The sequence below is a fragment of the Porphyromonas sp. oral taxon 278 str. W7784 genome, assembly GCF_000467855.2.
In the GTDB taxonomy this organism is placed as follows: Bacteria; Bacteroidota; Bacteroidia; order Bacteroidales; family Porphyromonadaceae; genus Porphyromonas.
This window is the reverse complement of sequence record NZ_KI259241.1, coordinates 1-26,553: the sequence shown is the minus strand read 5'-3', so window position 1 is coordinate 26,553 and position 26,553 is coordinate 1. Positions and strand designations below refer to the sequence as shown.

The following is a 26,553-nucleotide window of genomic DNA, read 5'->3' as shown; positions in this document are numbered from 1 at the left end:
ATCCCGAATTATTTCCCATATCGATTATGGCTTTCAAGAAAGACAATAAGATAAAGAGTAACTTCTCCCAGATTCGGATTTCTCTGGCTTCCCCAGAGGAGATCTTAGAGAATTCGAGTGGTGAAGTACTCAAGCCCGAGACCGTCAATTACCGCACCTACAAGCCTGAGCGTGATGGGCTCTTCTGTGAGCGCATCTTCGGTCCTGTGAAGGACTTCGAATGCCACTGCGGTAAGTACAAGCGTATCCGCTATCGTGGTATCGTCTGTGACCGATGCGGTGTCGAGGTCACGGAGAAGAAGGTACGCCGTGAGCGTATGGGGCACATCAAGCTCGAAGTACCCATCGCACACGTCTGGTACTTCCGCTCTCTGCCCAACAAGATGGGGTATCTCCTCGGCCTCTCGACCAAGAAGCTAGAGTCCATCATCTACTACGAACGCTATGTCCTCATCCAGCCCGGGGTGCTGAGAGCTCGCATCAACGAGGATCTCACCAAGGAGTCTGCTGCTAAGTCTCTAGACAAGGACCCCAATCCTGTCTTCACCGAAGAGCAGTACCTCGACTACCTCGACTATCTGGATCAGGAATATCCAAGCAATGCACAGCTGGACGACTCCGATCCTGAGAAGTTCATCTGTAAGACGGGTGCTGAAGCGATCTACGACATGCTGGCTCGTCTTGACCTCGATGCTCTGTCCTACGAGCTACGTCACCGTGCTAGCACCGACGGCTCACAACAGCGTAAGAACGAAGCTCTGAAGCGCCTGCAGGTCGTCGAAAGCTTCCGTGCCTCGAAGAATGTCAATCGCCCCGAGTGGATGATCATGAAGGTCCTTCCTGTCATCCCACCCGATCTGCGTCCGCTCGTGCCACTGGATGGTGGTCGCTTCGCTACGTCTGACCTCAATGACCTCTATCGTCGTGTGATCATTCGTAACAACCGCCTCAAGCGTATGATCGAGATCAAGGCTCCTGAGGTCATCCTTCGTAACGAGAAGCGTATGCTCCAGGAGGCTGTCGATTCACTCTTCGACAACTCTCGTAAGTCAAGCGCTGTCCGCTCCGATAATAATCGTCCTCTGAAGTCGCTCTCCGATAGCCTCAAGGGTAAGCAGGGGCGCTTCCGTCAGAACCTCCTCGGTAAGCGTGTGGACTATTCTGCTCGTTCGGTCATCGTCGTCGGTCCTGAACTGAAGATGCATGAGTGTGGTCTGCCTAAGTACATGGCCGCAGAGCTCTACAAGCCCTTCGTCATCCGTAAGCTCATCGAGCGTGGTATCGTCAAGACCGTCAAGAGCGCTAAGAAGATCGTCGACCGCAAGGATCCTGTAGTCTGGGACATCCTTGAGCATGTGATGAAGGGCCATCCTGTCCTGCTGAACCGTGCTCCTACGCTTCACCGTCTCGGTATCCAGGCTTTCCAGCCCAAGATGATCGAAGGGAAGGCTATCCAGCTACACCCACTGTCCTGTACCGCCTTCAATGCGGACTTCGACGGTGACCAGATGGCTGTGCACCTCCCCCTAGGCAATGAAGCTATCCTCGAAGCTCAGATGCTCATGCTGGCTTCGCACAATATCCTCAATCCTGCTAATGGTGCGCCTATCACTGTCCCTTCACAGGATATGGTCCTTGGGCTGTATTACATCACCAAGCTCCGTCCCGGTGCTAAGGGTGATGGCTATACCTTCTATGGTGTAGAGGAAGCAACGATTGCTTACAACGAAGGTAAGATCGACCTTCATGCTCCGATCAAGGTCTATGTCGATGATGTCAAGGATGGCGAACCCATCCGTCACATGGTCGATACCTCTATGGGGCGTCTGCTCGTCAATGAGTATGTACCTAAGGAAGTAGGCTACGTCAACGAAGTCCTTGGCAAGAAGAGCCTCCGTGATATCATCGGTCGTGTGATCAAGGTCTGTGGTGTGGCAGTCACGGCACAGTTCCTCGACGACATCAAGAACCTCGGGTACTACATGGCCTTCAAGGGCGGTCTCTCCTTCAACCTCGGTGACGTCATCATCCCCGAAGAGAAGGCTAAGCTCATCGCCGAAGGGTACGAAGCTGTCGATGAGATCATGATGAACTATAGCGGCGGGTTCATCACGAACAACGAACGCTACAATCAGATCATCGATACCTGGACCCATGTCAATAGCCAGCTCACCGGCATCCTGATGAAGCACCTGAGCGAAGACAATCAGGGCTTCAACTCGGTCTTCATGATGATGGACTCGGGTGCTCGTGGTTCGAAGGAACAGATCCGTCAGCTCTCCGGTATCCGTGGTCTGATGGCTAAGCCTCAGAAGAGTGGTAGCGAAGGCGGACAGATCATCGAAAACCCAATTCTCTCGAACTTCAAGGAAGGGCTTTCCGTGCTAGAGTACTTCATCTCTACCCACGGTGCTCGTAAGGGTCTTGCCGACACCGCTCTGAAGACGGCTGACGCAGGGTATCTGACTCGTCGTCTCGTCGACGTCTCGCAGGATGTCATCGTCACCGAAGAAGACTGTGGTACGCTACGTGGTCTCGTAGCTACTGAGCTCACTAAGGAAGACAATGATGACGAAGTAGTAGCCACGCTCTACGAGCGTATCCTCGGTCGTGTCTCCGTCCATGACATCATCCACCCCTCTACGGGTGAAGTGATCGTCCGTGCTGGCGAAGAGATCCGTGAGGCTGCCGCTGAGATCATCCAGGCTTCACCTATCGAGCAGGTAGAGATCCGCTCTGTGCTCACCTGTGAGTCTAAGAAGGGTGTCTGCGCTAAGTGCTATGGCCGTAACCTCGCTACCAATATCCTCGTCCAGAAGGGTGAAGTCGTCGGGGTCATCGCTGCTCAGTCTATCGGTGAGCCTGGTACACAGCTTACGCTCCGTACCTTCCACGTCGGGGGGGTAGCTTCGAATGTCGCTACACGCAATAGCGTCGCTGCTAAGTACGATGGTATCGTCACCTTCGACGACCTTCGTGTCGCAGAGGTTGCGAGCGAAGATGGCGGTAAGCCCGTCAATATCGTAGTCAGCCGTATGACCGAACTGAAGATCTCCGACAAGAACACGAAGATCGTCCTTCGCTCGGTCAAGGTGCCCTACGGTGCTAAGCTCTTCTTCACCGAAGGAGAAGAGGTCAAGAAGGGTCAGACGCTCTTTGAGTTCGACCCCTTCAATGCCCTCATCATCTCAGAAGTCTCGGGTAAGGTCTGCTTCGATAATCTGATCGAAGGCTCTACCTACCGTGTCGAGTCCGATGAAGCTTCGGGTCTGAAGGAAATGATCATCATCGAATCCAAGGACCGTAACGTAGTACCTGGTATCCACATCGAGGATGAGAACGGCAACATCATCAAGAGCTACAACCTCCCTGTGGGGGCTCACGTAGTCCAGGAGAATCACTCTGAGATCCACATCGGGGAGACACTGGCTAAGATCCCTCGCTCGATGAGTAAGGCGGGTGACATCACTGGGGGTCTTCCCCGTGTCACTGAGCTCTTCGAAGCACGTAATCCATCTAATCCTGCTGTCGTGGCAGAGGTCGATGGGGTCGTATCCTTCGGTAAGAGCCTCAAGCGTGGTAACCGTGAAGTCATCGTCACCACCAAGCTCGGTGCAGAGCGCAAGTACCTTGTGCCTACCTCCAAGCAGATCCTGGTACAGGAGGGTGACTCCGTCTATGCTGGTATGCCTCTCTCCGATGGGGCTATCACGCCTACCGACATCCTTGAGATCAAGGGCCCCACGGCTGTACAGGAGTACATCGTCAACGAAGTACAGGACGTCTACCGCCTACAGGGTGTGAAGATCAACGACAAGCACTTCGAAGTCATCGTCCGTCAGATGATGCGCAAGGTAGAGATCCTCGATCCAGGGGATACGCTCTTCCTCGAGCAGCAGATCGCAGACAAGCTCGAAGTCATGGATGAGAATGATCGTCTCTGGGGCAAGGTCGTAGTCGTCGATGCCGGCGACTCTGAGACCCTCAGCCCAGGGCAGATCGTTACCCTCCGTAAGCTTCGTGATGAAAACAGTCAACTCAAGCGCCGTGACCTCCGTCCTGTAGAGGTGCGTGAGGCTAAGCCTGCTACAGCACGCCAGATCCTCCAGGGGATCACTCGTGCAGCACTGCAGACCAAGAGCTTCATGTCCGCTGCTTCCTTCCAGGAGACGACCAAGGTCCTCAATGATGCAGCCATCAACGGTAAGGTCGATACCCTTGAAGGTCTTAAGGAGAACGTCATCTGCGGTCACCTGATCCCTGCCGGTACGGGTCTGCGTGAGTACAAGCGTCTTGTGGTCATGCCTGTGAGCGAACATGAGAAGGCACTCGCTGCCTCGGCAGACTTCGAGGACGAAGTCGCTGATCAGTTCGAGGTCGCTGGCTAATCCCCTCCTCCACTAATTATCCACCCCGCCCTAAGGTGTCGTCTGACGCCTTAGGGCGGGGCTTTTTGTGTATCTACTCTACCTTCGCACTATAGATCATACGAGTTGATCTTATGGCTACACGGCTCAATTCTACCGAATCTATCCTACTCTACGAGTCCCAAGATGGGACGATCCGGCTTGATATCCGTATGGACGACGAGACCGTATGGCTCTCGCTTGACCAGATGGCTACTCTCTTCGGGAAGTCACGCACGACGGTCAATGAGCACGTCCTCCATATCTATGAGGAGGGGGAGCTTCGTGAGGAGGAGACGAAGAGAAAAATCGGGATTTCCGATTTTTCTACTAAGCCCACGAACTTCTACAATCTTGATGTCATCATCTCCGTCGGCTATCGGGTGAAGTCCCAGCAGGGCACGAGGTTTCGTCAGTGGACAGACGGTAGCCGAACTCATCTACTACCGGGCGAATGCTTCGCTCCCGATGATGGGGCTGACCACGGCGAAGGTACCAGGCAAGGTGCGCCAGGCAGATGTGACGGCTGGGAAGAACTACCTCACCGAGGAGGAGCTCCAAGCGCTGAAGCTGATCGTCGAGCAATATCTGGCCTTCGCCGAAGCTCAAGCGTAGCGACCGATGTATATGAAGGACTGGATCGAGTGCCTAGGCCTCATCATGACGATGAATGAATATACGATCCTAGACCATGTGGGTAAGATCACTCATGAGCTCGCCCTCCATCGGGCTGAAGGGCAGTATGCTCTTTACCGTGAGCACGAGCGTGAGGCGTAGCATCTAGAGAGTATCCGTGAACTTGACCGAGATCTCAGGGCGCTGAAGGGCTAAGTACCCTCACAAAGCCTCTATCCTAAAGCTCCTCCTCAAGGCGTCCGATGATGTCTTCAGGAGGGGCTTTACTATATTCGTATCGTAGGAGCGTCGGTAGCTCTACCCCCCAAGAATTATTCTCCTCGATTTGACTTTGGGACATTAGGCAGGTCTTAGGGGTATAGAGACCGATAAAACGAGAACGAATGACTAGACTGCCACTAACCGACGAAGAGCTGACTCGCTCCCTAGAGGAGTCGCTGGAGCAGGGCTTCCTCTTGCTGATGGGCGCTTACAATGAGCGTATCTATTGGCATATACGTCGCCTAGTCGTCGTACACGAAGATGCCGAGGATGCAGCTCAGGAGACTTGGATCCGTGTCTATCGTGCCCTCCCGAAGCGGGATAGGGCAGGGAGTCTCAGGAGCTGGATCTATACGATCGCCACGGGGGAAGCCCTTCGCTCTCTGGAGCGCCGACGTGAGCCCATAACCGCTCTGGAGGACTTACTCCCCAGCCAGCTCCCCCATGCTCCCAGTGATGGCGGACAAGCCGTCAGCGAAGAGGAGATCCTCCTTCGCCTACAGCAAGCGATCCTTAGACTCCCACAGAAGCAACAGCTAGCCTTCAACCTCCGCTACTACGAAGAGATGAGCTACGAGGACATCGCTCGAGTCATCGACGGCACTCCTAGCAGTGCCAAAGCCAACTATCACTTGGCGAAAGAGAGAATAATGAAGTACCTCAAAGAGAATGATTAGCCCTATGGAAGAACTAGATCTAGATAAGCTCCCCCGTCGAATGCCTTACTCCGTACCCGAAGGGACGTTTGACGCCATCGAGAAGGCGGTGCTTGCCTCGATCGCTCGGGAGCGAGAGGCGAGCGCTGCGCCCCCCGATGCGGTACCAGTTCGTCGCATGCGAGCTCGGCATATCCTCCCGTGGGTAGGCGGAGCGGTGGCGATGGTCGCCGTAGTGCTCTGGGCGATCATCAGCTTCGCCCCGCTCCGAGAGTCTCCTTCGCCTGCTCCCCCTTCTCCCGAAGATATCTCCCTCGCCTTCGAGAAGCTCAGCCCCTCAGATCAGGCCTTCATCCTGAGCGTCTACGAAGACGAAGCCTACACAACAAACTAATCCAATAAGATCATGATGAGAAACCTAATGAAGCTGGTCCTAGTGACCCTGACGCTCCTCGTGAGTCCTGCCCTATACGGCCAATCACAGGGTGAGAAGATCCGTATATCACGCCAAGAGCTCAGCGAGGCACAAGCCATGTACATCTCTAGGATGCTCGGCTTCGACGAAGAGACGGCACGCAAGTTCGAATCCCTCTACCTCATGCAGCAGCGAGAGATCTGGGCGCTCTCTCCCGAGGAGAGTGTGAAGCCCTCTGATCGCACGGATGCTGAGGTCGACCGGACGATCAGGGAAGGCTTCGAGCGTAGCGAACAGATCCTAGCCATCCGCAAGAAGTACTACAAGGAGTACCGTCGCTTCCTGAGCCCCCAGCAGGTCGAGCGTATCTACCAGCTGGATCGCCATACGATGGTGCGTCTCGGGCGGCTTCCCCATATCAACTGGGAGTCTGTGGATTCGATCCTGCGCAACAATAAGTTCCTACGGGGCGTACGCATCCCTAATCATCTTAGCCGGGAGTCCGTGGATTCGATCCTGCGCAATAATAAGTTTCTACGGGATATCCGCATCTATCGACACCGGCGCTAGCTGAAGGCGCTTACCTGAGGAAGATCTGTGCGGACTACCGAGTGCTAAGCTTGGTGTATCTTCTTCTCCTCGAGAGGGACTGCCTATCCGACCTGCGGGGAGGAGGGTAGCCCCTCTGTCGTTTCTGCTTCGGCTAGGTAGTGGTTGTGGGAAGCGCTCGCCCGTGAGAGAGTAGAGGAGGCTTTGATGTTTCCCTCCTTTTAGTTGGGTGGGGAAGGAAGACGGAATGAAGAGGGGACGGATAGCGAATGAAGGCGAGTGAAGAGAAGGCTTTAGGGCGGGAGAAGGCGGGGGCAGAAGCAGGGGAGCGAAGAAGTCCTATCATGGCCCCCTTTGGCGACCCATTTATGGGTCACCGAGACGACCCATGAATGGGTGACTGAGGTGACCCATGCATGGGTCGCTTTTGTGACCAATGGTAGGCTTGTCTTCTCCCCAGGTGTTTGGTGATGAAGAATTGAAATAGGAGGGGATGGGGTAGCTGATTTATATTTTTCTCTTCTCCTCTCGGTTAGATTTCAAAGATGCTCTATATTACTTGTTAATTCGGATATTCTATGTGACTTGATAAAGTGTAGAGGTGGATTGTATATAAATGTTACTCTACAAACTTATGTTTTGTATTGTATGTAAAATAAATATCCTCTATGTAATTTTATATTACTTACATTTGTGGGATGAACGTGAGATTTCTTTGTTCTAAAAGTTAGGTCTATACTGATAAATATAGATCTTCCTAATGTAGGAGCGACCGTATACTCCTAATATGGACGGAGTGTCTCATATTATTGTTTGTTCCATAATACAAGCCTATGAAGAAAATTTTACTACTTCTTGCCACGATGTTGGCATTCACGGCGTGTCAGAGGGATGCTCAACCATCCATTCCGGAGCCTGACGACGCTTCGGGTGAGACACGCCAAGTTGCGCTCGACCTAGAGGGGGATGTCAGTGATCCCCTCGATGAGTTTGCTCGGGCCCTAGAGCTCGAGCCTGGTACTTCTGGGGGGCGCTCTACGCTTGCACCCAAGTTCACCGATGGTGAAGAGGTCAATGCCCTCTTTGCTGTCTCCTCGCAGGATGGGACTAGAGGCTCAGACCTCACCCCGATTAAGCTGAAGGTGAGCGGAGGAGGTAAGAAGCTCTCTTTCAAGGGGGATGTCTTAGTCCGAGCCTCGGTTGTTGCTAACCCTCAGGTTCGCCTCTCTGTCTTCATCGGCTTCAGTACGGATGGTTGGCCAAAGACTCTAGAGGCTTATCCTACTACGGCACCTCACTATGCTGAGACAGGGCCTCGTACGGCAATCAAAGACTTCCCGATCGCCCTCCAGGCAAAGGCAGAGGCATCTGTCGAGACAAGCGATAACAAGAAGTTTTGCAAGGAAAAGGCTATGAAGTTCCGCATTATCGGGAGCCTCATCCGCTGTAAGATTACCAATGATACAGAGCAGTCTCTGACGATCACCGGACTCGAACTCCATGGTCTCGGTGCGACGGGTCTTAAGCTCGCTCACCCTAAGGATAGCAGGGAGTTCTTCGCTACGAGTGATGATACCAGCCCAGAGTTCTCTATTCGTACCTATATGCTTCCGTCAGCACTGACTCTGCAGAGCAAAGCTAGTGCCGGGTCCTATATCGTCTATGCTCCATTGGTCTCCAAGGAGGATGGTAGAGACCAGGACTATGAAGGGTATATCCGTCCTGTCTTCAGTGACCCTACTCTTCAGGCGAAGTATCTAGCTGAGGAGACCTCCAAGGTGTTCCCCCAGGATAAAGCAGGCAAGCTCGCTCTGACTACGATCTTGATCCGAAAGAGCACGAGCCCGATTCGCCCCAATGCCATCCCTCTGCAGTACTGGAACTACAGTATGTACTACAAGCCCCAGGGAGGCTCTGCTTCGGTCATCACTGGCACAGTCCGTCCAGGGATCTTGTTCCCCTTCATCGAAGGGGAGCCCTATAGACCTTTCTGGCGTAATGTACCGACGGCATTTGTCCGCGATTCAGTAGGGCTGTTCTTCCGAGCTAATGATGTCTCCCACGATCAGATTAAGAATCTTGAACTCAATGGAAAGAAGCTAAACCTCCATATCCCGACGATCGAAGAGGTGGCAGGTATCTTCCCTCCAGACCTCATAGCTACCAATAATCATCCGGTCTACTATCAGAGTACGGCTCCCTATTCAAGTGAGAGGACTGAGACCGTCGAGGTCGCAGGTCAGCGCTTTGCTGGCAAGAGTTCCTTCTGGAGAGGCTCTATCAATGGAACCCTCCCTGAAGACCTTTTGAATATCCTCGTAGGGCAAGGTAACCTATCTCATCGTCACCCGATCTATGCTCTTCGCTTCGGGAAGCCTACGACCGCTGAAGTGCAGGCCTATAAGGCTGCAGGAGGAGATGAGTCTCTATTGGTCAAGGATAATAAGAGCCGAGTGGCCTATATGTATGTCTTTGAGTTAGGGCGACTCCGTATCCACTCTTGCTATATAGGTGAGAATAGTGAGATCAATACAGCGCAGGACCTCGAAACGAAGCAGGTCTTCCGTAATGCATCAGGAGATGATCTTCTCAAGTTCAATGGTCATAAGGTGGTTGGGCGCTTCTTCCTCCTCTATGGTCCTACTTATACGGACCCCAATGTGGAGGGGGGCAAGCCACAGTTCCCAGTCGTCACGCGCTCAAGTGAGCTGAGGTATGGTAAGCCTCTTAAGGGTGCTTATCCCTCTGCCTCTCTTCCTGCAGAGTATGACCAGAATGCGCGAGCCATTACTGGTCCTTCGGGTCTTCTCTGCCGTAAGTCGAGTACGGACAATTCCCTGGTGGGTCACTGGATCGTCCGCACTAAGGAGAACTATGGAGTTAGTGAGAAGGTCTTCAGCTACGTCTACAAGACAGGCTCTACGACCACAGCGTACATCAAGGATCTCCCCCAGGATGGGACGCGCTACTTCTCCTTCCCACTCTGTCTCTTCTCTGACATTGCTTCTCCGTCTGCTACGATCCCAGGGAACTAACCTCTTACCAGCACTGAATCATGAATAAGGAAAAGACAAAGGAGCTCTATGTGGCCCCTCGTATCACCTGTGAGTCTCTAGACCAAGGGCAGAGTATACTCATATCCTTTTCCCTAGAGGGAAGTATTGAGGACATTGCCGAGGACGATACTGAGTGGTAAGTCTGGGTCACAAGACCTCACTCTAGTTCTTTGAGGGGCTACCCATCCGACCTGATAGGCGGAGGGTAGCCCCCTGCTATCTATCCCCCAGCGTGCTGGAGGGTAGCCCTACTCGGAGTGGGGTAGAGGAAGGGTGCTTCGACGGGCGGTAGCGGGTGATTTGTAAACAGTCTTTTAACGAAAAGCGTTGTATCTTTGTCCCATTAAACGTCAAGTAATTCAACATCCGAGTAATCCTGCTACGCTAAGCCCTATGACCTCACTCGAGTTCGCCCCCAGTCGTCTCATGGTCCGCATGATCATCCGGGGGCTCCTCTGTCTCGTCCTCTCCCTCCCCTTCACTGCTGAGGCACAGCGCCTCTTCACCGTCGTCATCGATGCGGGGCATGGTGGGAAGGACTCAGGGACTGTGGGCAACGGAGGGAAGGAAAAGGATATCACCCTAGCGGTAGCGAAGCTTGTCGGTGCGAAGATCCGTCGGGCTCACCCCGAGGTGAACGTCCTCTATACGCGTAGTACGGATGTCTTTGTCGGTCTACAGGCTCGTGCTGACTACGCCAATAAGCACAAGGCCTCGCTCATGCTGAGCATCCATGTCAATAGCGCCCCTTCGAAGGAGGTGCACGGCACGGAGACCTACGTGCTGGGGATAGCGAAGTTCGCTAACAACCTCAGTGTAGCCATGCGGGAGAATAAGGCGATGCTCCTGGAGAGCAACTACAAGACGATCTACCGAGGCTTCGACCCGACGTCGACGGAGAGCTACATCATGTTTGACTTGATGCAGGATGCGTACTTCAATAAGAGCATCGAGCTAGCCAACAAGATCCAGCGTCAGTACCGAGTTGCCGGGCGCTACAGCCGTGGTGTCCGTCAGGATATCCTCTGGGTGCTTAGCCAGTCAGCTATGCCCAGCATCCTCACCGAGATTGGCTTCCTCTCCAACCAACAGGAGGCAGCCTTCATGCTCAGCGAAGATGGTCAGCAGACCATCGCCTCGGCCATCGCTCTAGGCTTCACCTCGTACTACCGAGCCTACCGAGGTAAGAGCTCGGGGGACCAGAAGCAGAGCGACTCGGCAGATGCCAAGACGAAGTCCGAGTCCGAGGCTGATACTACGGATCAGGACTCCACACCAGATACTTCGAGTCAAGAAGAGACCCAGCAGACTTCTCCCAGGGAGCAGGTCGAGCGGGCACTAAATAAGGGCGGAGGGAAGTCCTCCTCTAAGCAGGGCAAGACTTCTACTGCCGAAGGGAAGACAAAGGCAAGTGTGGAGAACTCCAGCGACAGTGCTTCGGACGAGGGGATCACCTACCGAGTGCAGTTCCTCTCCTCACCGGAGAAGATCGATGTCAAGGATGCACGCTTCCGCAAGCTCCCCACGCCCGTGGAGCGGGTGAAGGTCGGGAAGGCCTACATCTACCTCCTCAGCCCCACGCCCTCCAAGGCCAAGGCACAGCAGCAACTCTCCTCCCTGCCCCGCATCTACCGAGATGCCTACATCGCCCGCTACCGAGGCACTAAGCGCCTCTAGCGCTCCCCACCCCGATCAATAGAGACATCCATACAGAGCTATAGATATTTATGAAACGAAAGAAAGAGGTACAGATAGGCCTACTGGCCATCCTAGCGATAGCACTCGCCTACGTCGGGATCAACTTCCTCAAGGGTATCGAGATATTCAAGAAGAGCACGACCTACTATGCGCACTTCGACAACCTCAATAGTGTCACCGTCGCTACGCCCGTCCTGGTGAGTGGCTTCAAGGTCGGTACGGTACGCTCCGTGAGCTTCGACTATGCTCGTGGCTATGGGGCGACGGTAGAGCTCTCCCTCGACCCACATGTGCGCATCACGCCCCAGAGTCAGGTGCGCATCAAGATGAATCCCTTGAGTGGCTCGGAGCTGATCCTTCAGATCGACCCCAAGGGTACCCAGTATCTGGCCGAGGGGGATACGATCCCCAGCATCAGCCCCCAGGGGGATCTGCTCTCTGTGGCTACGGACAAGATCCTCCCAGAGGTAGCGAACATGATGCCTACCATCAACGCTACGCTGGAGCGCCTCAATGCCCTCTTGAACGACAGGAACATTGATAGCACCCTCCTCGGGCTCAATCTTGCTAGTCAGCAGCTCCACGGCATGGTCGCGGGGCTCAACCAGACGACACACCGACTCGACCCCGTGATCAGTAATGTCGGGCAGATGACGTCTAACCTCGCCACCTTCTCAGGCCAACTCTCTTCGATGCACCTAGACTCGCTCATGCTGAGCCTACAGTCGACGACAGCCCAGCTCCAGCAGGTATCCCAGCAGCTCCGTAGCAAGGACAATACCGCTGGACTTCTGCTCAACGACCCAGCGCTCTACATCCGTCTGGACAGCCTCGTACGTAGCGCCGATCATCTGATGCGTGATCTGAAGGAGAATCCCAAGCGCTACGTGCGCCTCTCGATCTTCTAGTCCCGCTCCATCCACTCCTCCCTATCTATGGAGCGCATACTCATCACGGGAGCCTCGGGCTTCATCGGTTCGCACCTCATCTCTGAGGCCCTCGCTCTAGACTACGAAGTCTGGGCGGCTGTACGCAAGGACAGTGATAGGAGGCGCCTCACTGCTCAGGGTGTCCACCTCCTCGAGGTAGACTACTTCGACGAAGATCAGCTCTTTGGGGCACTCTCGTCGGTCGCCCCACTGGAGGAGGGTGCTCCTCAGTGGCACTACGTCATCCACAACGCTGGGATCACGAAGACTGCCCACCCGGAGGAGTTCGCCGAGGTCAATGCCGAGCATACCCGTCGCCTCCTAGGAGCCCTCTCCCGCCTCCCTCAGTCTCCCCTTCGCTTTGTGCTGATGAGTAGCCTCAGTAGCTACGGCGCTGTGGCAGGGGCTACCGAGCCTCTTCGTGCCACCCACCCACAGGAGCCCCACACGCTCTACGGCCGTAGTAAGTGTCTGGCGGAGCACTATACGGAGCGCTCAGGACTGCCGTTCACGATCCTTCTGCCCACGGGCGTCTACGGCCCTGGGGACAAGGACTACCTGATGGCACTCCAAGGGGTCGCCCGGGGCATCAATGCCATGTCGGGCTGTCAGACGCAGTATCTGACCTTCGTCTACGGGGGCGATGTCGCTCGGGCGGCACTCTTCGTCCTCACTCGAGAGGAGGCACGTGGCGAGCGCTATGTCGTAGCTGATGGAGCGACCTACACGGATCTGGAGTTCGGGCGGATGGTCCAGCGTCTCCTCGGACGCAAGCATGTCCTGCATATCCGCATCCCGCTCCCGCTGGTGCGACTGACCTGCTCCATGGGTTCGCTCTCGGCACGCCTGACGGGTCGGGTCTCACCCCTCAATAGAGACAAGTACCCCATCCTGGCGCAGCGCAACTGGCGGTGCGATCCTTCCCCGCTCTTTGCCCTGGGCTTCCGCCCCTCGATGACGCTGGAGCAAGGCCTCGAGGCGACCATAGCTGACGCCCGAGAGCGCGGCTTACTTTAGCCCGCCTCCCTCCCATAGCGCTCCCTCCATCGCTCCCCTAGAGCGGATGGAGGGAGCGCTGTCTATTTTCGAAGAGGCCGACAGAGCGCATAAACAGTGGTCTTGGGAGGGGGCAAAAAGGGATCTACGGTAGGTCGTCGAAAAAACCTACAGTAGGTCGCACTTGCGACCTACCGTGGGTCGTCGAGGCGACCTACCGTAGGTCGTCGAGGCGACCTACCGTAGGTCGTATTTTGGGCGCTACAGAGAGTATCAAATAGGAGGGGGTAGGTTTTCTCCGAAAGTGTATACATTTGTGAAGTCAGTTTCTTAGATAAATGTCTATGCCAAACGTAGTAAATCAAGGCTATCGTCCGCTCACAGAAGCGGAGATCGCAGCACTGAAGGATCATGCCAATTCGGCTGATGACTGGGCTCAGGTCTGGGTCAAGGAAGACTTCGTGCCCAAGTACATACTCAATACCCACTTCTCAGGCTGGGTGCGTCTGGGGCTCTTCGAGAAGACCTTCGACCTCCCTGGGGGCATCTCCAAGCATTCGGGCCTCTACTATACCTACCTGCACAATGTAGAGGTGGGGGACAACTGCTGTATCGAGCATGTCAATAACTATATCGCCAATTACACCATCGGCGAGGAGACCTTCATCAGCAACGTAGATACCATCCTCGTCCAAGGGGAGACTACCTTCGGCAACGGGGTAGAGGTCTCTGTCCTCAATGAGACCGGTGGGCGTGAGGTGCTGAGCTATGACCAGCTCTCGGCGCACGAAGCCTACTTCATGGCGATGTACCGCCACAGACCCGAGTTCATCCAGCGCCTTCGTCAGCTCATCATCAGCTATATCGACGGTCTTCGATCCTCGCACGGGACGATCGGCGCCCATGCCCATATCACGGACGTGGGGAATATCACCAACGTCAAGATCGGCGACTATGCAGAGATCGTCGGGACACGCCGCCTCTACAACGGTAGTGTCAATAGCGTCCGAGAGGCGCCCGTCACGCTGGGCTATAGCGTCATCTGTACCGACTTCATCATCTCCTCTGGCTCTCGGGTGGAGAGTGGCACGGCGCTCTCTCGTTGCTTCGTCGGGCAGGCCTGTACCCTTGCCCATGGCTATTCGGCGTCGGACTCGCTCTTCTTCAGCAACTGCCATGGAGAGAATGGCGAGGCGTGTGCCATCTTCGCTGGTCCCTTCACCGTCACGCACCACAAGTCGACCCTCCTTATCGCTAGCCAGTTCTCCTTCATGAATGCAGGGTCGGGGTCGAATCAGAGCAACCATATGTACAAGCTCGGTCCTATCCATCAGGGGATCATGGAGCGAGGGGCGAAGACCTCTTCGGACTCCTACATCCTCTGGCCTGCTCGTATCGGCGCCTTCTCCCTAGTGATGGGACGCCATACCACCCATCCCGACCTGGCGAACCTACCCTTCTCCTACCTCATCGAGTCCTGTGACAAGACCTTCCTCATCCCTGGGGTGAACCTCAAGAGTGTAGGTACCATCCGAGATGCGCAGAAGTGGCCTCGACGAGATGCTCGCACCGATCCTCACCACCTTGATCAGATAAACTACAACCTCCTGAGCCCCTATACCATCCAGAAGATGATCAATGGGCGTCAGATCCTCGAAGAGCTACAGCGGGTAGCAGGGATGACCTCAGAGATCTATTCCTATCAGAGTGCTAAGATCAAGGCTTCATCTCTGAGGAAGGGCATCCACTACTACGATCTAGCGATCCATAAGTTCCTCGGCAACTCCCTGATCAAGCGCCTAGAGGGTCTCGCCTGTACCAGCATCGAAGCCGTCCGCTCTGCCCTCAGACCTACGACCACGATAGGCCTAGGGGATTGGGTAGATCTCTCGGGCTTGCTCGCTCCGAAGGCTGAGGTCCTTCGTCTGGTCGAGGCAATAGAGTCGGGAGCGATCCATGAGGTGGGTGAGATCCACGAGACACTCACCGACCTGCACCGTCGCTACTATGAATACGAGTGGACTTGGGCGTACGACAAGATCAAGACCTACTATGGGCTGGATCTCGAGGGTGCTACTGCCTCCGAGATCGCCCAACTAGTAGAGCGCTGGCGAAGCTCCGTCGTCGAGCTCGACAGAGAGGTGTACGCCGATGCCAAGAAGGAGTTCTCCCTCTCGGCGATGACTGGCTTCGGTGCCGACGGAGATGAAGTACAGCAGGCACGGGACTTCGAGGAGGTGCGGGGCGCCTTCGACAGTAATCCCTATGTCAGCTCCATACTCAAGCATATCGAGGACAAGAGTGCTCTGGGGCAGGAGCTACTAGATCGCCTTGCCCCCTTGCTCTAGGTCTCAGCCGATCGCCTTCCCCTAGTAGGGTGGAGGCTTTCCCCACGGGCTAAACGAAAGGCTTCCTTCTGCTGTTCATAGTACGAAGTCTCTTAATTATCAGGAGGGGAGCGCCTCAGGAGACGCTCCCCTCCCTCTTTATATCACTATGACTAAGCAATCTTTCCCCCTCCTGGGGCTACACTGTGCGGCCTGTGCTGCCCACGCTACTCGGGCACTGGAGGAGACGTCTGGAGTCTCCTCTGCTAGCGTCAATCTTGCCTCGGCTTCAGCCTTTGTCGTCTATGACGAGACGAAGTGCTCCCGAGAGGATCTCCGCTCGGCAGTTGCCTCCATGGGCTACGACCTTCGGATCGACGAGCCCGATGTCGATGAGATCGAGGCTCTCCGTCTGAGGGAGGAGAAGAGCCAGCAGACGAAGACGATCGTCTCCGTAGTGCTCTCCCTCCTTGTCATGGGGCTGATGATGTGGCCACCTATGACTCTTCCCAAGGCGTTACTTTCGGCACTCCTCTCGGCCATCACCTTAGGCTGGGCGGGCTCGGGCTTTTTCGTCCGAGGGTGGCGCCAGCTACGCTCGGGCGCTGCAGGTATGGATCTACTGGTGATGCTCAGTACCTCCGTCGCCTTCGTCTACAGTCTCGTTCTCCTCGGGGAATACCTCCTCGGGGGAACATCGGAGCACGCCCTTCATCATCTTTACTTCGAAGCTGCCTCGATGACCGTAGCCTTCGTCCTCGTGGGGAAGGTCATCGAAGCTCGTGCCCAGCGACGCACGTCGACGGCCCTCCGTCAGCTCATGGGTAGCCAGCCGAAGACAGTACAGCAAGTCTTGCCTTCGGGTGATACCGCCACCCTGCCCATAGCAGAGGTAGAGCCGGGGATGACCTTGCGTGTCCTTCCCCATGAGCTCTTCGCCGTGGATGGGGTAGTCCTCTCGGGGGAATCCTATGCCGACGAGCAGCTCATCAGCGGAGAGCCTATTCCCGTGGCGAAGGTGGCAGGCGCCCGGGTCTATGCTGGTACGCTCAATGGCTCGGGCTCGCTCCTCTACGAGGCTCGTGAAGTTGGTCGTGCCACCATCCTCTCCCGCATCATCCGTCTGGTGCAGGAGGCTCAGTCCTCCCGTGCTCCTATCCAGAAGGTCGTCGATCGGGTAGCACGTGTCTTCGTTCCCGTCATCGTCGTGATCGCCCTCCTGACGCTCGTGGCGTGGGGCTTCCTCGTCCCTGAGGGAGGCTGGCAGATGGGGCTCGTCGCTGCCGTGACGGTGCTGGTCATCGCTTGCCCCTGTGCCCTAGGCCTTGCCACTCCGACGGCTATCATGGTCGGCATCGGACGAGGCGCAGAAGAGGGGATCCTCGTGCGCAATGCCGAGAGCCTCGAAGCAGCGCAGCATATCGACTCCATCCTTCTGGACAAGACCGGGACGATCACCGAAGGTCGACCCGAAGTGAAGGCTATCCGCTGGACGGCCTCCGCTACCGATAGCTCCGCCACGCACCTTGCCGAGCTGGAGGAACTCTCTACGCACCCCTTGGCAGGGGCGATCGTTCGCTACCTCGAGGGAGCACACGAAGGCGAAGCTCCCGTCACGGCTTTCTCCGAAGAGGCAGGCCGAGGACTCCAAGGTACGATCTCGGAGAAGACCTATCGTGTCGGTCAGCGTGCCTTCGTTGAGGAAGGCGGGGCGGTGCTCAGTGAGGAGGCTCTTACCTCCCTAGAGGAAGGACAGCGAGCCGGAGCTACCTGCAGTCTCTTCGCCGATGAGCGGGAAGTGCTCGCCGTCATCTGGATCGCCGATACCCTCCGTCCTTCGTCCCGTGATGCGATCGCCGAATTGCAGGCTCGAGGCCTCGAAGTCATCATGCTTACCGGCGATGGACCAGGCGCAGCACGTGCCGTAGGCGAAGCTGTGGGCGTCGATCGGGTCGTCGATAGCGTCCTTCCCGAGGGGAAAGCGTCCTTTGTCGAGGAGCTCCAGCATCAGGGGCGTCGTGTGGCTATGGTCGGTGACGGCATCAATGACGCAGCAGCGCTAGCCCGTGCTGACCTCTCCATCGCCATGGGTAGCGGAAGTGATCTAGCGATGGAGACAGCGATGGTGACCATCCGTACCTCGGAGCTCGGCTCGGTAGTGAAGCTCTTTGATCTGGCGCACCGCACCCTACGTACGATCCATCAGAACCTCTTCTGGGCCTTCATCTACAACCTCATCGCCATCCCCGTGGCAGCAGGCCTCTTGTATCCCTTCACCGGCTATCTCCTCAATCCCATGATAGCAGGAGCGCTGATGATGCTCAGTAGTCTCAGCGTCGTCGCCAACAGTGTCCTCAGCTTCCGCCGAGGACGCTAGCCCCTTCTCCCACCCCCGTCTCCGTCCTCGGGCCTCCCCACGGGATGCGCCCGAGGACTTCTCTTTTTAAGCCTAGGGAGGCGCTACTGCTCCCTCTCTCGAAGCGCTACTGTCGCCTCCGAAGAGGCACTACTGCTACCTCTATGGTGCTAGCTTCGCCCCCGCCCTCCCAGCCCACTAAGGCGGACTAAAACGGCTTTTCCGTATCTTTGTCCGTAATAGCATAAATCCGTATACATCGATCTCAAAGTACATTCACTATGTCAGATATGCCTCATAGCGTAGAGCCCCTCGTGGAAGGAGGGGAAGAGAAGAAGAGTCTCAACTTCGTCGAGCAGATCGTCGAAGGGGACCTTCGCCAAGGGAAGAATAATGGACGTATCCAGACCCGCTTCCCTCCCGAGCCCAATGGATACCTCCATATAGGACACGCAAAGGCTATTTGTATGGACTTCGGTATCGCCCAGAAGTACGGCGGTGTTTGTAACCTCCGCTTTGACGATACCAATCCTACCAAGGAAGACACGGAATACGTCGACGCCATCCGTGAAGATATTGAATGGTTAGGCTTCCACTGGGGAGAGATCTTCTATGCTTCGGACTACTTCGATCGCCTGTATCGCTTTGCCGAGGAGCTTATCCTCTCCGGTCACGCTTACGTCGATGAGCAGACGGCCGAAGAGATAGCGGCACAGAAGGGTACGCCCACTACCCCTGGAGTGGCAAGCCCCTTCCGTGATCGTCCTGCTGAGGAGAGTCTAGACCTCTTCCACCGGATGAATGCAGGCGAATTCGAGGAAGGTGCGATGATCCTACGAGCGAAGATCGATATGGCTTCGCCCAACATGCACTTCCGTGACCCCATCATCTACCGCATTATCAAGGTGCCGCACCATCGGACGGGGACGAAGTGGGGCGTCTATCCTATGTACGACTTCGCCCATGGGCAGAGTGACTTCTTCGAGGGAGTGACACACTCTATCTGTACGTTGGAGTTCGAAGTGCATCGTCCGCTCTACGACTACTTCGTCGACCTGCTGAAGAAGGTCGAGCCCGATCATGAGGCGAACTATAGACCTCGACAGATTGAGTTCAATCGCCTCAACCTCACCTACACGATGATGAGCAAGCGTAAGCTACTGCAGCTCGTGCAGGAAGGACATGTCGCCGGCTGGGATGACCCACGTATGCCGACAGTCTGTGGCCTTCGTCGCCGTGGCTACACTCCCGAGTCTATCCGTGGCTTCATAGACAAGATCGGCTACACCAAGTACGATGGTATCATCGACATGGCTCTGCTAGAGCATGCCGTGCGTGAGGACCTCAACCGCCGTGCTCTACGTGGCTCTGCCGTCCTCGACCCGATACGCCTGGTGATCACCAATTACCCCGAGGGCCAGACCGAGGAGATGAGTTTCCTCAACAACCCCGAAGACCCAGAGTCGGACAGCCATATCATTCGCTTCTCCCGTGAACTCTTCATCGAAGCCGAGGACTTCATGGAAGATGCGCCTAAGAAGTACTTCCGTATGACTCCTGGGCAGGAAGTACGTCTGAAGAGTGCCTACATCGTCCGCTGCACCGGATGCAAGAAGGATGCAGACGGCAGGGTAGTAGAGGTATATGCGGAGTACGATCCAGAGACGCTCAGCGGTCGACCCGAAAGTAATCGCAAGGTCAAGGGCACGATCCACTGGGTCTCCGCCACCGATAGTGTCGAGGCCGAAGTGCGCCTATACGACCGCCTCTTCGTCGATGAGAACCCTGCCGAGGCAGGCAAGGAGAAGTCCCTCTCGGAGCTCCTCAACCCCGACTCGCTACGTATCGTCACCCACGCTCGTGTAGAGCCCTTCCTAGCGGAGGCGAAGCAGGGCGAATACTATCAGTTCCAGCGTGTGGGCTACTTCTGCTTAGACCCAGACAGCCGTCCTGATCATCTGGTCTTCAACCGCACCGTCTCCCTCAAGGATACGTGGAAGAAGGTCAATAAATAGTCACCACTCCCCCCTTACTCTATGATCGAATCACTAGGCTTCGTCCAAGATATCCTGCATCACCTGAGCTACTTCTGGGTGACGCTACTTATGGCGATCGAATCGTCGTTCATCCCCTTCCCTTCGGAGGTAGTCGTCCCCCCAGCTGCCTATAAGGCTGCCACGGGAGAGATGAACCTCTTCCTCGTCATCTTCTTCGCTACGCTGGGCTCGGACATCGGGGCGCTGGTGAACTATTACCTAGCTAAGTACCTAGGTCGTCCGCTGGTCTATCGCTTCGCAGACTCCCGTCTTGGGCACCTCTGTCTCCTCAGTCGGGAGAAGGTCGAGAAGGCTGAAGCTTACTTCGTGAAGAACGGGGTGACCTCGACGCTCGTCGGGCGCTTAGTGCCTGGTATCCGCCAGCTCATCTCGATCCCCGCAGGCCTGTCGGGCATGCCGTTGGGTAAGTTCCTCCTCTATACGACCCTCGGTGCTGGAGCGTGGAATGTCGTGCTGGCACTCCTCGGGTGGTTCATCGGTAAGACCGTCCCACCCGAACTCTTCGCCGAGACGATCCAGCGCTATAGCTCGGCCATCGGACTCGCTATCCTCGGCGTCCTCGTCGTGGGTGGCCTCCTCTACTGGCTCTACAAGCGTCGCACCAAGCACGCCTAGTGGCTTGCCCTCTGTAGACCTCTAGGGAAGGCTCGGTTAAGCCCCGTCTTCCCTAGAGGTCTTTTCTGTATTCACCCCACCAAATCCTCCCTTTGTGACTACCCTCACCCTTGCACTAAGTCCCCAGCAGGCCGCCTCAGATGCGGAGCTCCGTCGCCTCGTCGGCCGTGAGCTCAGCCTCGAGCCCGAGACGATCCATTCGATCCAGGTACGTCGGCGCAATATCGACGCACGTCAGCGTCGTATCCTCGTGAACCTCACGCTGGATGTCTACCTCGAGGGGGAAGCGCCCGCCGTAGATGACTTCTCGGACTTGGTGTATCCCGATGTCTCCTCTTCGCCCCAAGCTATCGTCGTCGGAGCAGGGCCGTGTGGGCTCTTTGCTGCCCTAAGGCTCATCGAGCTCGGAGTGCGTCCCATCGTCGTGGAGCGAGGGCAGGATGTGATGCAGCGCCGCAAGGATCTCGTCCAGCTAGAGAAGACAGGTCTGGTCGATCCCGAGTCGAACTATAGCTTCGGAGAGGGCGGTGCAGGAGCCTTCTCCGACGGCAAGCTCTACACTCGTAGCCGTAAGCGGGGGAGTGTGGAGAAGGTCCTTCGGGTCTTCTGTCGCTTCGGGGCAGACCCGAAGATCCTCGTTGATGCCCACCCCCATATCGGTACGGACAAGCTCCCCATCATCATACGGCGCATGCGTGAGCAGATCCTCGCCTCAGGAGGGGAGGTACACTTCGGCTGTCGTATGGAGGAGCTACTGCTGGAGCGGGGCGAAGTACGAGGGATCGTCTCTGCTGACGGCCGTAGCTTCACGGGCCCCGTCCTACTGGCGACGGGGCATTCGGCCCGTGATGTCTACCGCTATCTACATGGGGCAGGTGTCCTCATTGAAGCTAAGCCCATCGCCGTCGGGGTGCGCCTAGAGCATCCCCAGCAGCTCATCGACCAGATCCGCTACCACAGCCCTGAGGGTCGGGGCGCTTACCTACCTGCCGCCGAATATGTCTACAAGGCGCAGGTCGGGGGAAGAGGTGTCTATAGCTTCTGTATGTGCCCAGGGGGCTTCGTCGTGCCCGCTTCGACGGGTCCAGAGGAGACGGTAGTGAATGGTATGTCGCCTGCCAACCGTGGCTCCCGCTGGGCGAACTCCGGGATGGTCGTCGAGCTTCACCCTGAGGATATCCCCGAGACGGGTATTGCGGTCGAAGATCCTACTTCCCCACTTGCCCTGATGCACTGGTGTCAGGAGTTTGAGCGAAGGAGCTATATCGCCGCAGAGTGTAGCCTGAGGGCGCCCGCTCAGAGGATGACGGACTTCGTGAAGGGGCGCTTCTCTCAGTCGCTCCCCTCTTCCTCCTATTCGATGGGGCTGACCCCAAGTGCCCTCCATGAATGGATGCCTCACTTCGTCGCCCAGCGTCTTGCTGAAGGCTTCCGTGCGTTCGACCGATCGACCCGAGGCTTCTTGACCGAGGAAGCCCAGCTTATCGGTGTGGAGTCCCGCACCTCTTCGCCCGTACGTATCCCTCGGGATCGTGAGACCTATTGCCATCCCGTCGTCTCGGGGCTCTACCCCGCAGGCGAAGGTGCTGGTTTTGCCGGTGGGATCGTCTCGGCAGCCATCGACGGAGAGAACGCTGCCCAGCAGATCGCCCTTGCCCTCGGACGCTAAGTCTTAGCACCCCCAAAAAGGGATGCACGGTAGGTCGTCTTGGCGACCTACCGTGCATCGTCTCACGACCTACTGTAGGTTTTTTTCGGCGACCTACCGTAGGTCGTTTTTTGCCCCCTCTGTAGACCCTCTTCCGAAGGGGCAAGTATTCCCAGGTTTTTATGCTAGGGAAGGTCCCTGTCGAAGGCCTGTGCCGACTCCTCCAAAATTATCCCGATTCTGCCCCCATTTTTAGGTCTCTTCGACGGGCGTCTTCGCCGAGCGGGGTGAGCCCTCCGAATCATCCGCCTCCGAGGCGACGTAGCCTAGCGTCCCCTTATCTAATTCTTAGCTATCTTTGCAGGCGCCTAGAGGCTGATCTTGTGGGTACTAGGATACCTGTACGAGACCTTTTAGGCGTTATCTCATCGATGCGTAGACAGACGAAGCACAGCCAAGTAGCAGCTCTAGTGGTGATCACCCTCCTGATCCTCGCTGCCTGTGGCACCAAGCATAAGACTCCCTCGCGACAGGTCAGAGCTCCTCAGGGCGCCTTGGCGAAGGACTCTTCGTCCCTAGAGCGTGATACGATGAGCACACTGGCTCAGCTGAGCTCCTTCCTCCCTGATTCTTCATTATTAGATTCGCTGGCCCTTGATTCGACTGGGCGAAGAGGTCTTCGCTCGCTCGACAGCACGGCGGGGAAGGATAGCCTCTTCCTCCGGCTGGATACTCCTACGGACAGCCTCCCTGCCGATAGCCTCAGCGCTGAGGAGCTTGCACGGCAGGAGCGTCGTCGTAGAGCAGCGGAGGGCTTCGACGATATCATCGCTTATCAGGCGCAGGACTCCCTCGTCCTCATCGGCCAGAGTATGGCCTATCTCTTCGGCCCCAGCAAGGTGGACTACAAGGACAAGGGACTGGACGCAAACTTCATGCGTCTCAACCTCGATAGTAATCAGGTCTATGCCCACTATGTGCTCGATAGCATAGGGAAGGGGACGGCCTATCCGAAGTTCAGAGACGGAGGTGAGAGCTACGAATCGAAGAGCCTTAACTACAACTTCAAGACAAGTAAAGGCTTCATCACCGGAGCGGTCACCCAGCAGGGCGAAGGCTATATCACGGCAGAGCGCACCAAGATGGTGAGCAACAACTGCCTCTTCATGGAGAATGGTCGCTACAGCACCTGTGACAATCATGACCATCCGCACTTCTACTTCATGCTGACCAAGGGGAAGGCTCGTCCGCAGAAGAATGTCGTCGCAGGTCCTTCGTACCTAGTGATAGCAGACGTGCCGATGCCCATCGGTCTACCCTTTGGCTTCTTCCCCTTCAATAAGAGCTATTCCTCAGGGATCATCATGCCGAAGTACGGCGAGGAGACCCAGCGGGGGTTCTACCTACGTGAAGGGGGGTATTACTTTGCCTTCAGCGACTACGTCGACCTAGCGGTCACGGCCGACTGGTACAGTCTCGGCTCGTGGGGAGTCAACGCTCGATCCAACTATAAGAAGCGCTACCGCTATGCTGGGAACATCAACCTGAGCTACCTCTCTACCAAGACCGGGGAGCGAGACGTCGCAGGGGACTTCTCCGAGAGCCGTGACTTCCGTATCAACTGGTCACATTCGCAGGACAGCAAGGCGAGCCCCAATGAGACCTTCTCAGCCAGTGTCAACTTCTCGACCAGCTCCTACAATCACAATTCGCTCAATACCCTCTACAATCCCCGTGTAGCAGGGCAGAACACGAAGAACTCCTCCATCAACTATAGCCGAAGCTTCGCCGGTACACCTTTCCGCATCTCTGCTTCGATCGATGCTACCCAGAACTCTGCAGACTCGATGGTCACGATGAGCCTGCCGAATGTCTCCATCAGCATGAACCGCCTCTATCCCTTTAAGCGCAAGAAGCGTGTCGGGGCGGAGCGCTGGTATGAGAAGATCAGCATCAGCTACTCGGGGCAGTTCCGTAATAGCATCTCGACGAAGGAGAACCTCCTCTTCAAGTCCAACCTTATACGAGATTGGCGCAACGGCTTCTCGCATAATATTCCGATCTCAGCGTCGTACAAGCTCTTTGGCTACGTGGATCTGACTCTGAGCGCCAACTATAATGAGCGCTGGTATACCTATAAGTCCCGCCGAGAGTATGATGCTACGACCGATCGTACCGAGACGAAGCGGGTCTATGGCTTCAATCGTGTCTTTGACTTCTCCACCTCGGCGAGCCTCAATACGACGCTCTATGGCTTCTTCAAGCCCTGGCGTATCTTCGGTGACAAGGTGCAGATGATCCGTCACCGCATGACCCCTCGTGTCGGGGTGAGCTTCACCCCAGACTTCGGGGCGCCTATGTGGGGCTACTACGATCGCCTGAGCTATACCGACAAGAATGGTACGCCCCGTGTCGAGGAGTATTCCCTCTATTCGGATGGGCACATCTTCGGCGCTCCTGGCCGAGGGAAGTCTGCCTCGATCAACTTCGGTATCGATAATAATCTGGAGATGAAGGTGCGCACGAAGACCGACAGCACGGAGACATTCAAGAAGATCAGTCTCATCGACAACTTCTCCCTCAGCTCCAGCTACAATCTGGCTGCCGACTCCTTCCAGCTCGCAGACATCAACGCCGGTATTACCCTGCGTCTCTCGCAGTCGCTTCAGCTTTCGCTCAGCGGTTCCTTCGACCCCTACCTCTACGGGCATACCACGACGTCCGACGGGCGAGTCATCGAGCATCGTGTCAATAAGCTCCGTGTCTTCAATGGTAAGGGCTTCGGTAGCCTCCGTGGGACGGGGACGTCCTTCAACTATACGCTGAGCAACGAGACCTTCAAGAAGATCCGAGAGTTCTTCGGCGGTAAGAAGAAGGAGAAGGGGCAGGAGAATAAGGAGTCTAGCTCCAATCCCAATGAGCCGACAGCACCGACCGACGGGCGAGATACCTCACTGGCGGATATGGCGGCTAAGACCCAAGGGCCGAAGAAGAGCCTCTTCGATACCGGCGGCGATGACGCAGAGTACGACGCCGACGGCTACCTCAAGGTGTCCATCCCCTGGAGCCTGTCGCTTAGCTACGGGGTCAACCTACAGCGTACGACCTTCGATCCCAAGCGTGACGAATATAACTACGGGCTCATGCACAGCCTGATGTTCTCGGGGAGCATCCAGCCCACCAAGTACTGGTCGCTGAACTTCAACGCCAGCTATGACTTCATCGCCAAGAAGGTGGCGAACATGACCATCGGGATCAGCCGTGACATGCACTGCTGGAGTCTTTCGGCCAACGCCATCCCCTTCGGTCCTTATCGTAGCTATAGCATCACCATCGGCGTGAAGAGTTCGCTCCTTCACGACGTCAAGTGGGACAAGCACGGCTACTCCTCCAGCACAGACTGGTAGACCACCTTATATATAGTAGAATTACGAGGCTGCATTCCTTTGGGGTGTAGCCTCGAGTTTTTTCTGTTCTGGGACCTACGGTAGGTCGTCATCAAAACCTACTGCGACCTACGGTAGGTCGTCTCAGACGACCTACAGTAGGTTTTTTCGGCGACCTACGGTAGATCGTTTTTGGGGTGTGCGGAAGGGGTAGGTTTCTTTGGGTAGGAAGGTGGGTGTCCGGAGACGGGTAAAAAGCAAGCGAATGCGAGAGGAAGGAAGATGCAGAAGCAAGGAGGTGGAGAAAGCAGGTGCTTGGGGAGGAGGAAGCAAATGCTTGGGGAGGTGAAACCAGAAGCTTTGAGGAGGCGGAAATGGGTGCTGGGGAAGGAAAACGGGGGACGGCAGGGTGTGAGGCGGTCGATTCACCTTGGGGAGTAGGGGAGGTTTGTACGGGAGGGGTGAAAAATTTTTCACCCTTTGTAAGTGTCTAATTTAAGGGCAAGTGAAGGTAACTCAGAGCGGGGGTAAATGAAATATTTCGCGGTGTGATTTGGTTGGT

At 56.1% G+C, this 26,553-nt stretch carries 15 protein-coding genes and 2 pseudogenes; all 17 read left to right on the top strand.

The features are described from left to right. Positions 1 to 26 precede the first annotated feature (26 nt). Complete coding sequence (gene rpoC / locus HMPREF1556_RS05275) at positions 27 to 4,388, top strand: DNA-directed RNA polymerase subunit beta' (RefSeq protein ID WP_021667309.1); 4,362 nt, start codon at positions 27 to 29, stop codon at positions 4,386 to 4,388. A gap of 113 nt (positions 4,389 to 4,501) precedes the next feature. Beyond that, positions 4,502 to 4,786, top strand: a pseudogene (locus HMPREF1556_RS08945) (cell filamentation protein Fic); the annotation flags it as partial. An 88-nt stretch (positions 4,787 to 4,874) separates the two neighbouring features. Next, positions 4,875 to 5,183 (top strand): annotated as a pseudogene (gene rhuM, locus HMPREF1556_RS08940) (RhuM family protein). A gap of 242 nt (positions 5,184 to 5,425) precedes the next feature. After that, complete coding sequence (locus tag HMPREF1556_RS05265; RefSeq protein ID WP_021667306.1) at positions 5,426 to 5,980, top strand: RNA polymerase sigma factor; 555 nt, start codon at positions 5,426 to 5,428, stop codon at positions 5,978 to 5,980. A 4-nt stretch (positions 5,981 to 5,984) separates the two neighbouring features. Next, positions 5,985 to 6,353, top strand: coding sequence for a hypothetical protein (locus HMPREF1556_RS05260; protein WP_044125285.1), 369 nt, complete (start codon positions 5,985 to 5,987; stop codon positions 6,351 to 6,353). A gap of 12 nt (positions 6,354 to 6,365) precedes the next feature. Beyond that, entirely contained in the window at positions 6,366 to 6,944 is a 579-nt protein-coding gene (locus HMPREF1556_RS05255) for a hypothetical protein (RefSeq protein WP_021667304.1), read from the top strand. Between the two features lie 812 nt (positions 6,945 to 7,756). Then, positions 7,757 to 9,958 (top strand): hypothetical protein, encoded by a 2,202-nt coding sequence (locus HMPREF1556_RS05250; protein ID WP_021667302.1) that lies wholly within the window; start codon positions 7,757 to 7,759, stop codon positions 9,956 to 9,958. Between the two features lie 20 nt (positions 9,959 to 9,978). Beyond that, complete coding sequence (locus tag HMPREF1556_RS08850; protein ID WP_021667301.1) at positions 9,979 to 10,119, top strand: hypothetical protein; 141 nt, start codon at positions 9,979 to 9,981, stop codon at positions 10,117 to 10,119. 253 nt (positions 10,120 to 10,372) lie between these two features. Next, positions 10,373 to 11,656, top strand: a complete 1,284-nt coding sequence (locus HMPREF1556_RS05245) for an N-acetylmuramoyl-L-alanine amidase (protein ID WP_021667300.1) — start codon at positions 10,373 to 10,375, stop codon at positions 11,654 to 11,656. A gap of 50 nt (positions 11,657 to 11,706) precedes the next feature. Next, on the top strand, positions 11,707 to 12,585 hold the full coding sequence (locus HMPREF1556_RS05240) for an MlaD family protein (RefSeq protein ID WP_021667299.1): 879 nt from the start codon (positions 11,707 to 11,709) through the stop codon (positions 12,583 to 12,585). 27 nt (positions 12,586 to 12,612) lie between these two features. Continuing rightward, a complete protein-coding gene (locus HMPREF1556_RS05235) occupies positions 12,613 to 13,623 on the top strand; it encodes an NAD(P)-dependent oxidoreductase (RefSeq protein ID WP_021667298.1) in 1,011 nt (336 codons plus the stop codon). A 323-nt stretch (positions 13,624 to 13,946) separates the two neighbouring features. Further along, entirely contained in the window at positions 13,947 to 15,950 is a 2,004-nt protein-coding gene (locus HMPREF1556_RS05230) for a DUF4954 family protein (protein ID WP_044125301.1), read from the top strand. A gap of 148 nt (positions 15,951 to 16,098) precedes the next feature. Then, positions 16,099 to 18,306 (top strand): cation-translocating P-type ATPase, encoded by a 2,208-nt coding sequence (locus HMPREF1556_RS05225; RefSeq protein ID WP_021667295.1) that lies wholly within the window; start codon positions 16,099 to 16,101, stop codon positions 18,304 to 18,306. 260 nt (positions 18,307 to 18,566) lie between these two features. Next, entirely contained in the window at positions 18,567 to 20,300 is a 1,734-nt protein-coding gene (locus HMPREF1556_RS05220; RefSeq protein WP_021667293.1) for a glutamine--tRNA ligase/YqeY domain fusion protein, read from the top strand. A 24-nt stretch (positions 20,301 to 20,324) separates the two neighbouring features. Beyond that, positions 20,325 to 20,957, top strand: coding sequence for a DedA family protein (locus HMPREF1556_RS05215; protein WP_044125299.1), 633 nt, complete (start codon positions 20,325 to 20,327; stop codon positions 20,955 to 20,957). A gap of 94 nt (positions 20,958 to 21,051) precedes the next feature. Further along, entirely contained in the window at positions 21,052 to 22,626 is a 1,575-nt protein-coding gene (locus HMPREF1556_RS05210; protein ID WP_021667291.1) for an NAD(P)/FAD-dependent oxidoreductase, read from the top strand. Between the two features lie 410 nt (positions 22,627 to 23,036). Next, positions 23,037 to 26,012 carry a putative LPS assembly protein LptD gene (locus tag HMPREF1556_RS05205; RefSeq protein ID WP_021667289.1) on the top strand — a complete coding sequence of 992 codons (2,976 nt, stop codon included), beginning with the start codon at positions 23,037 to 23,039 and terminating at the stop codon, positions 26,010 to 26,012. Positions 26,013 to 26,553 lie beyond the last annotated feature (541 nt).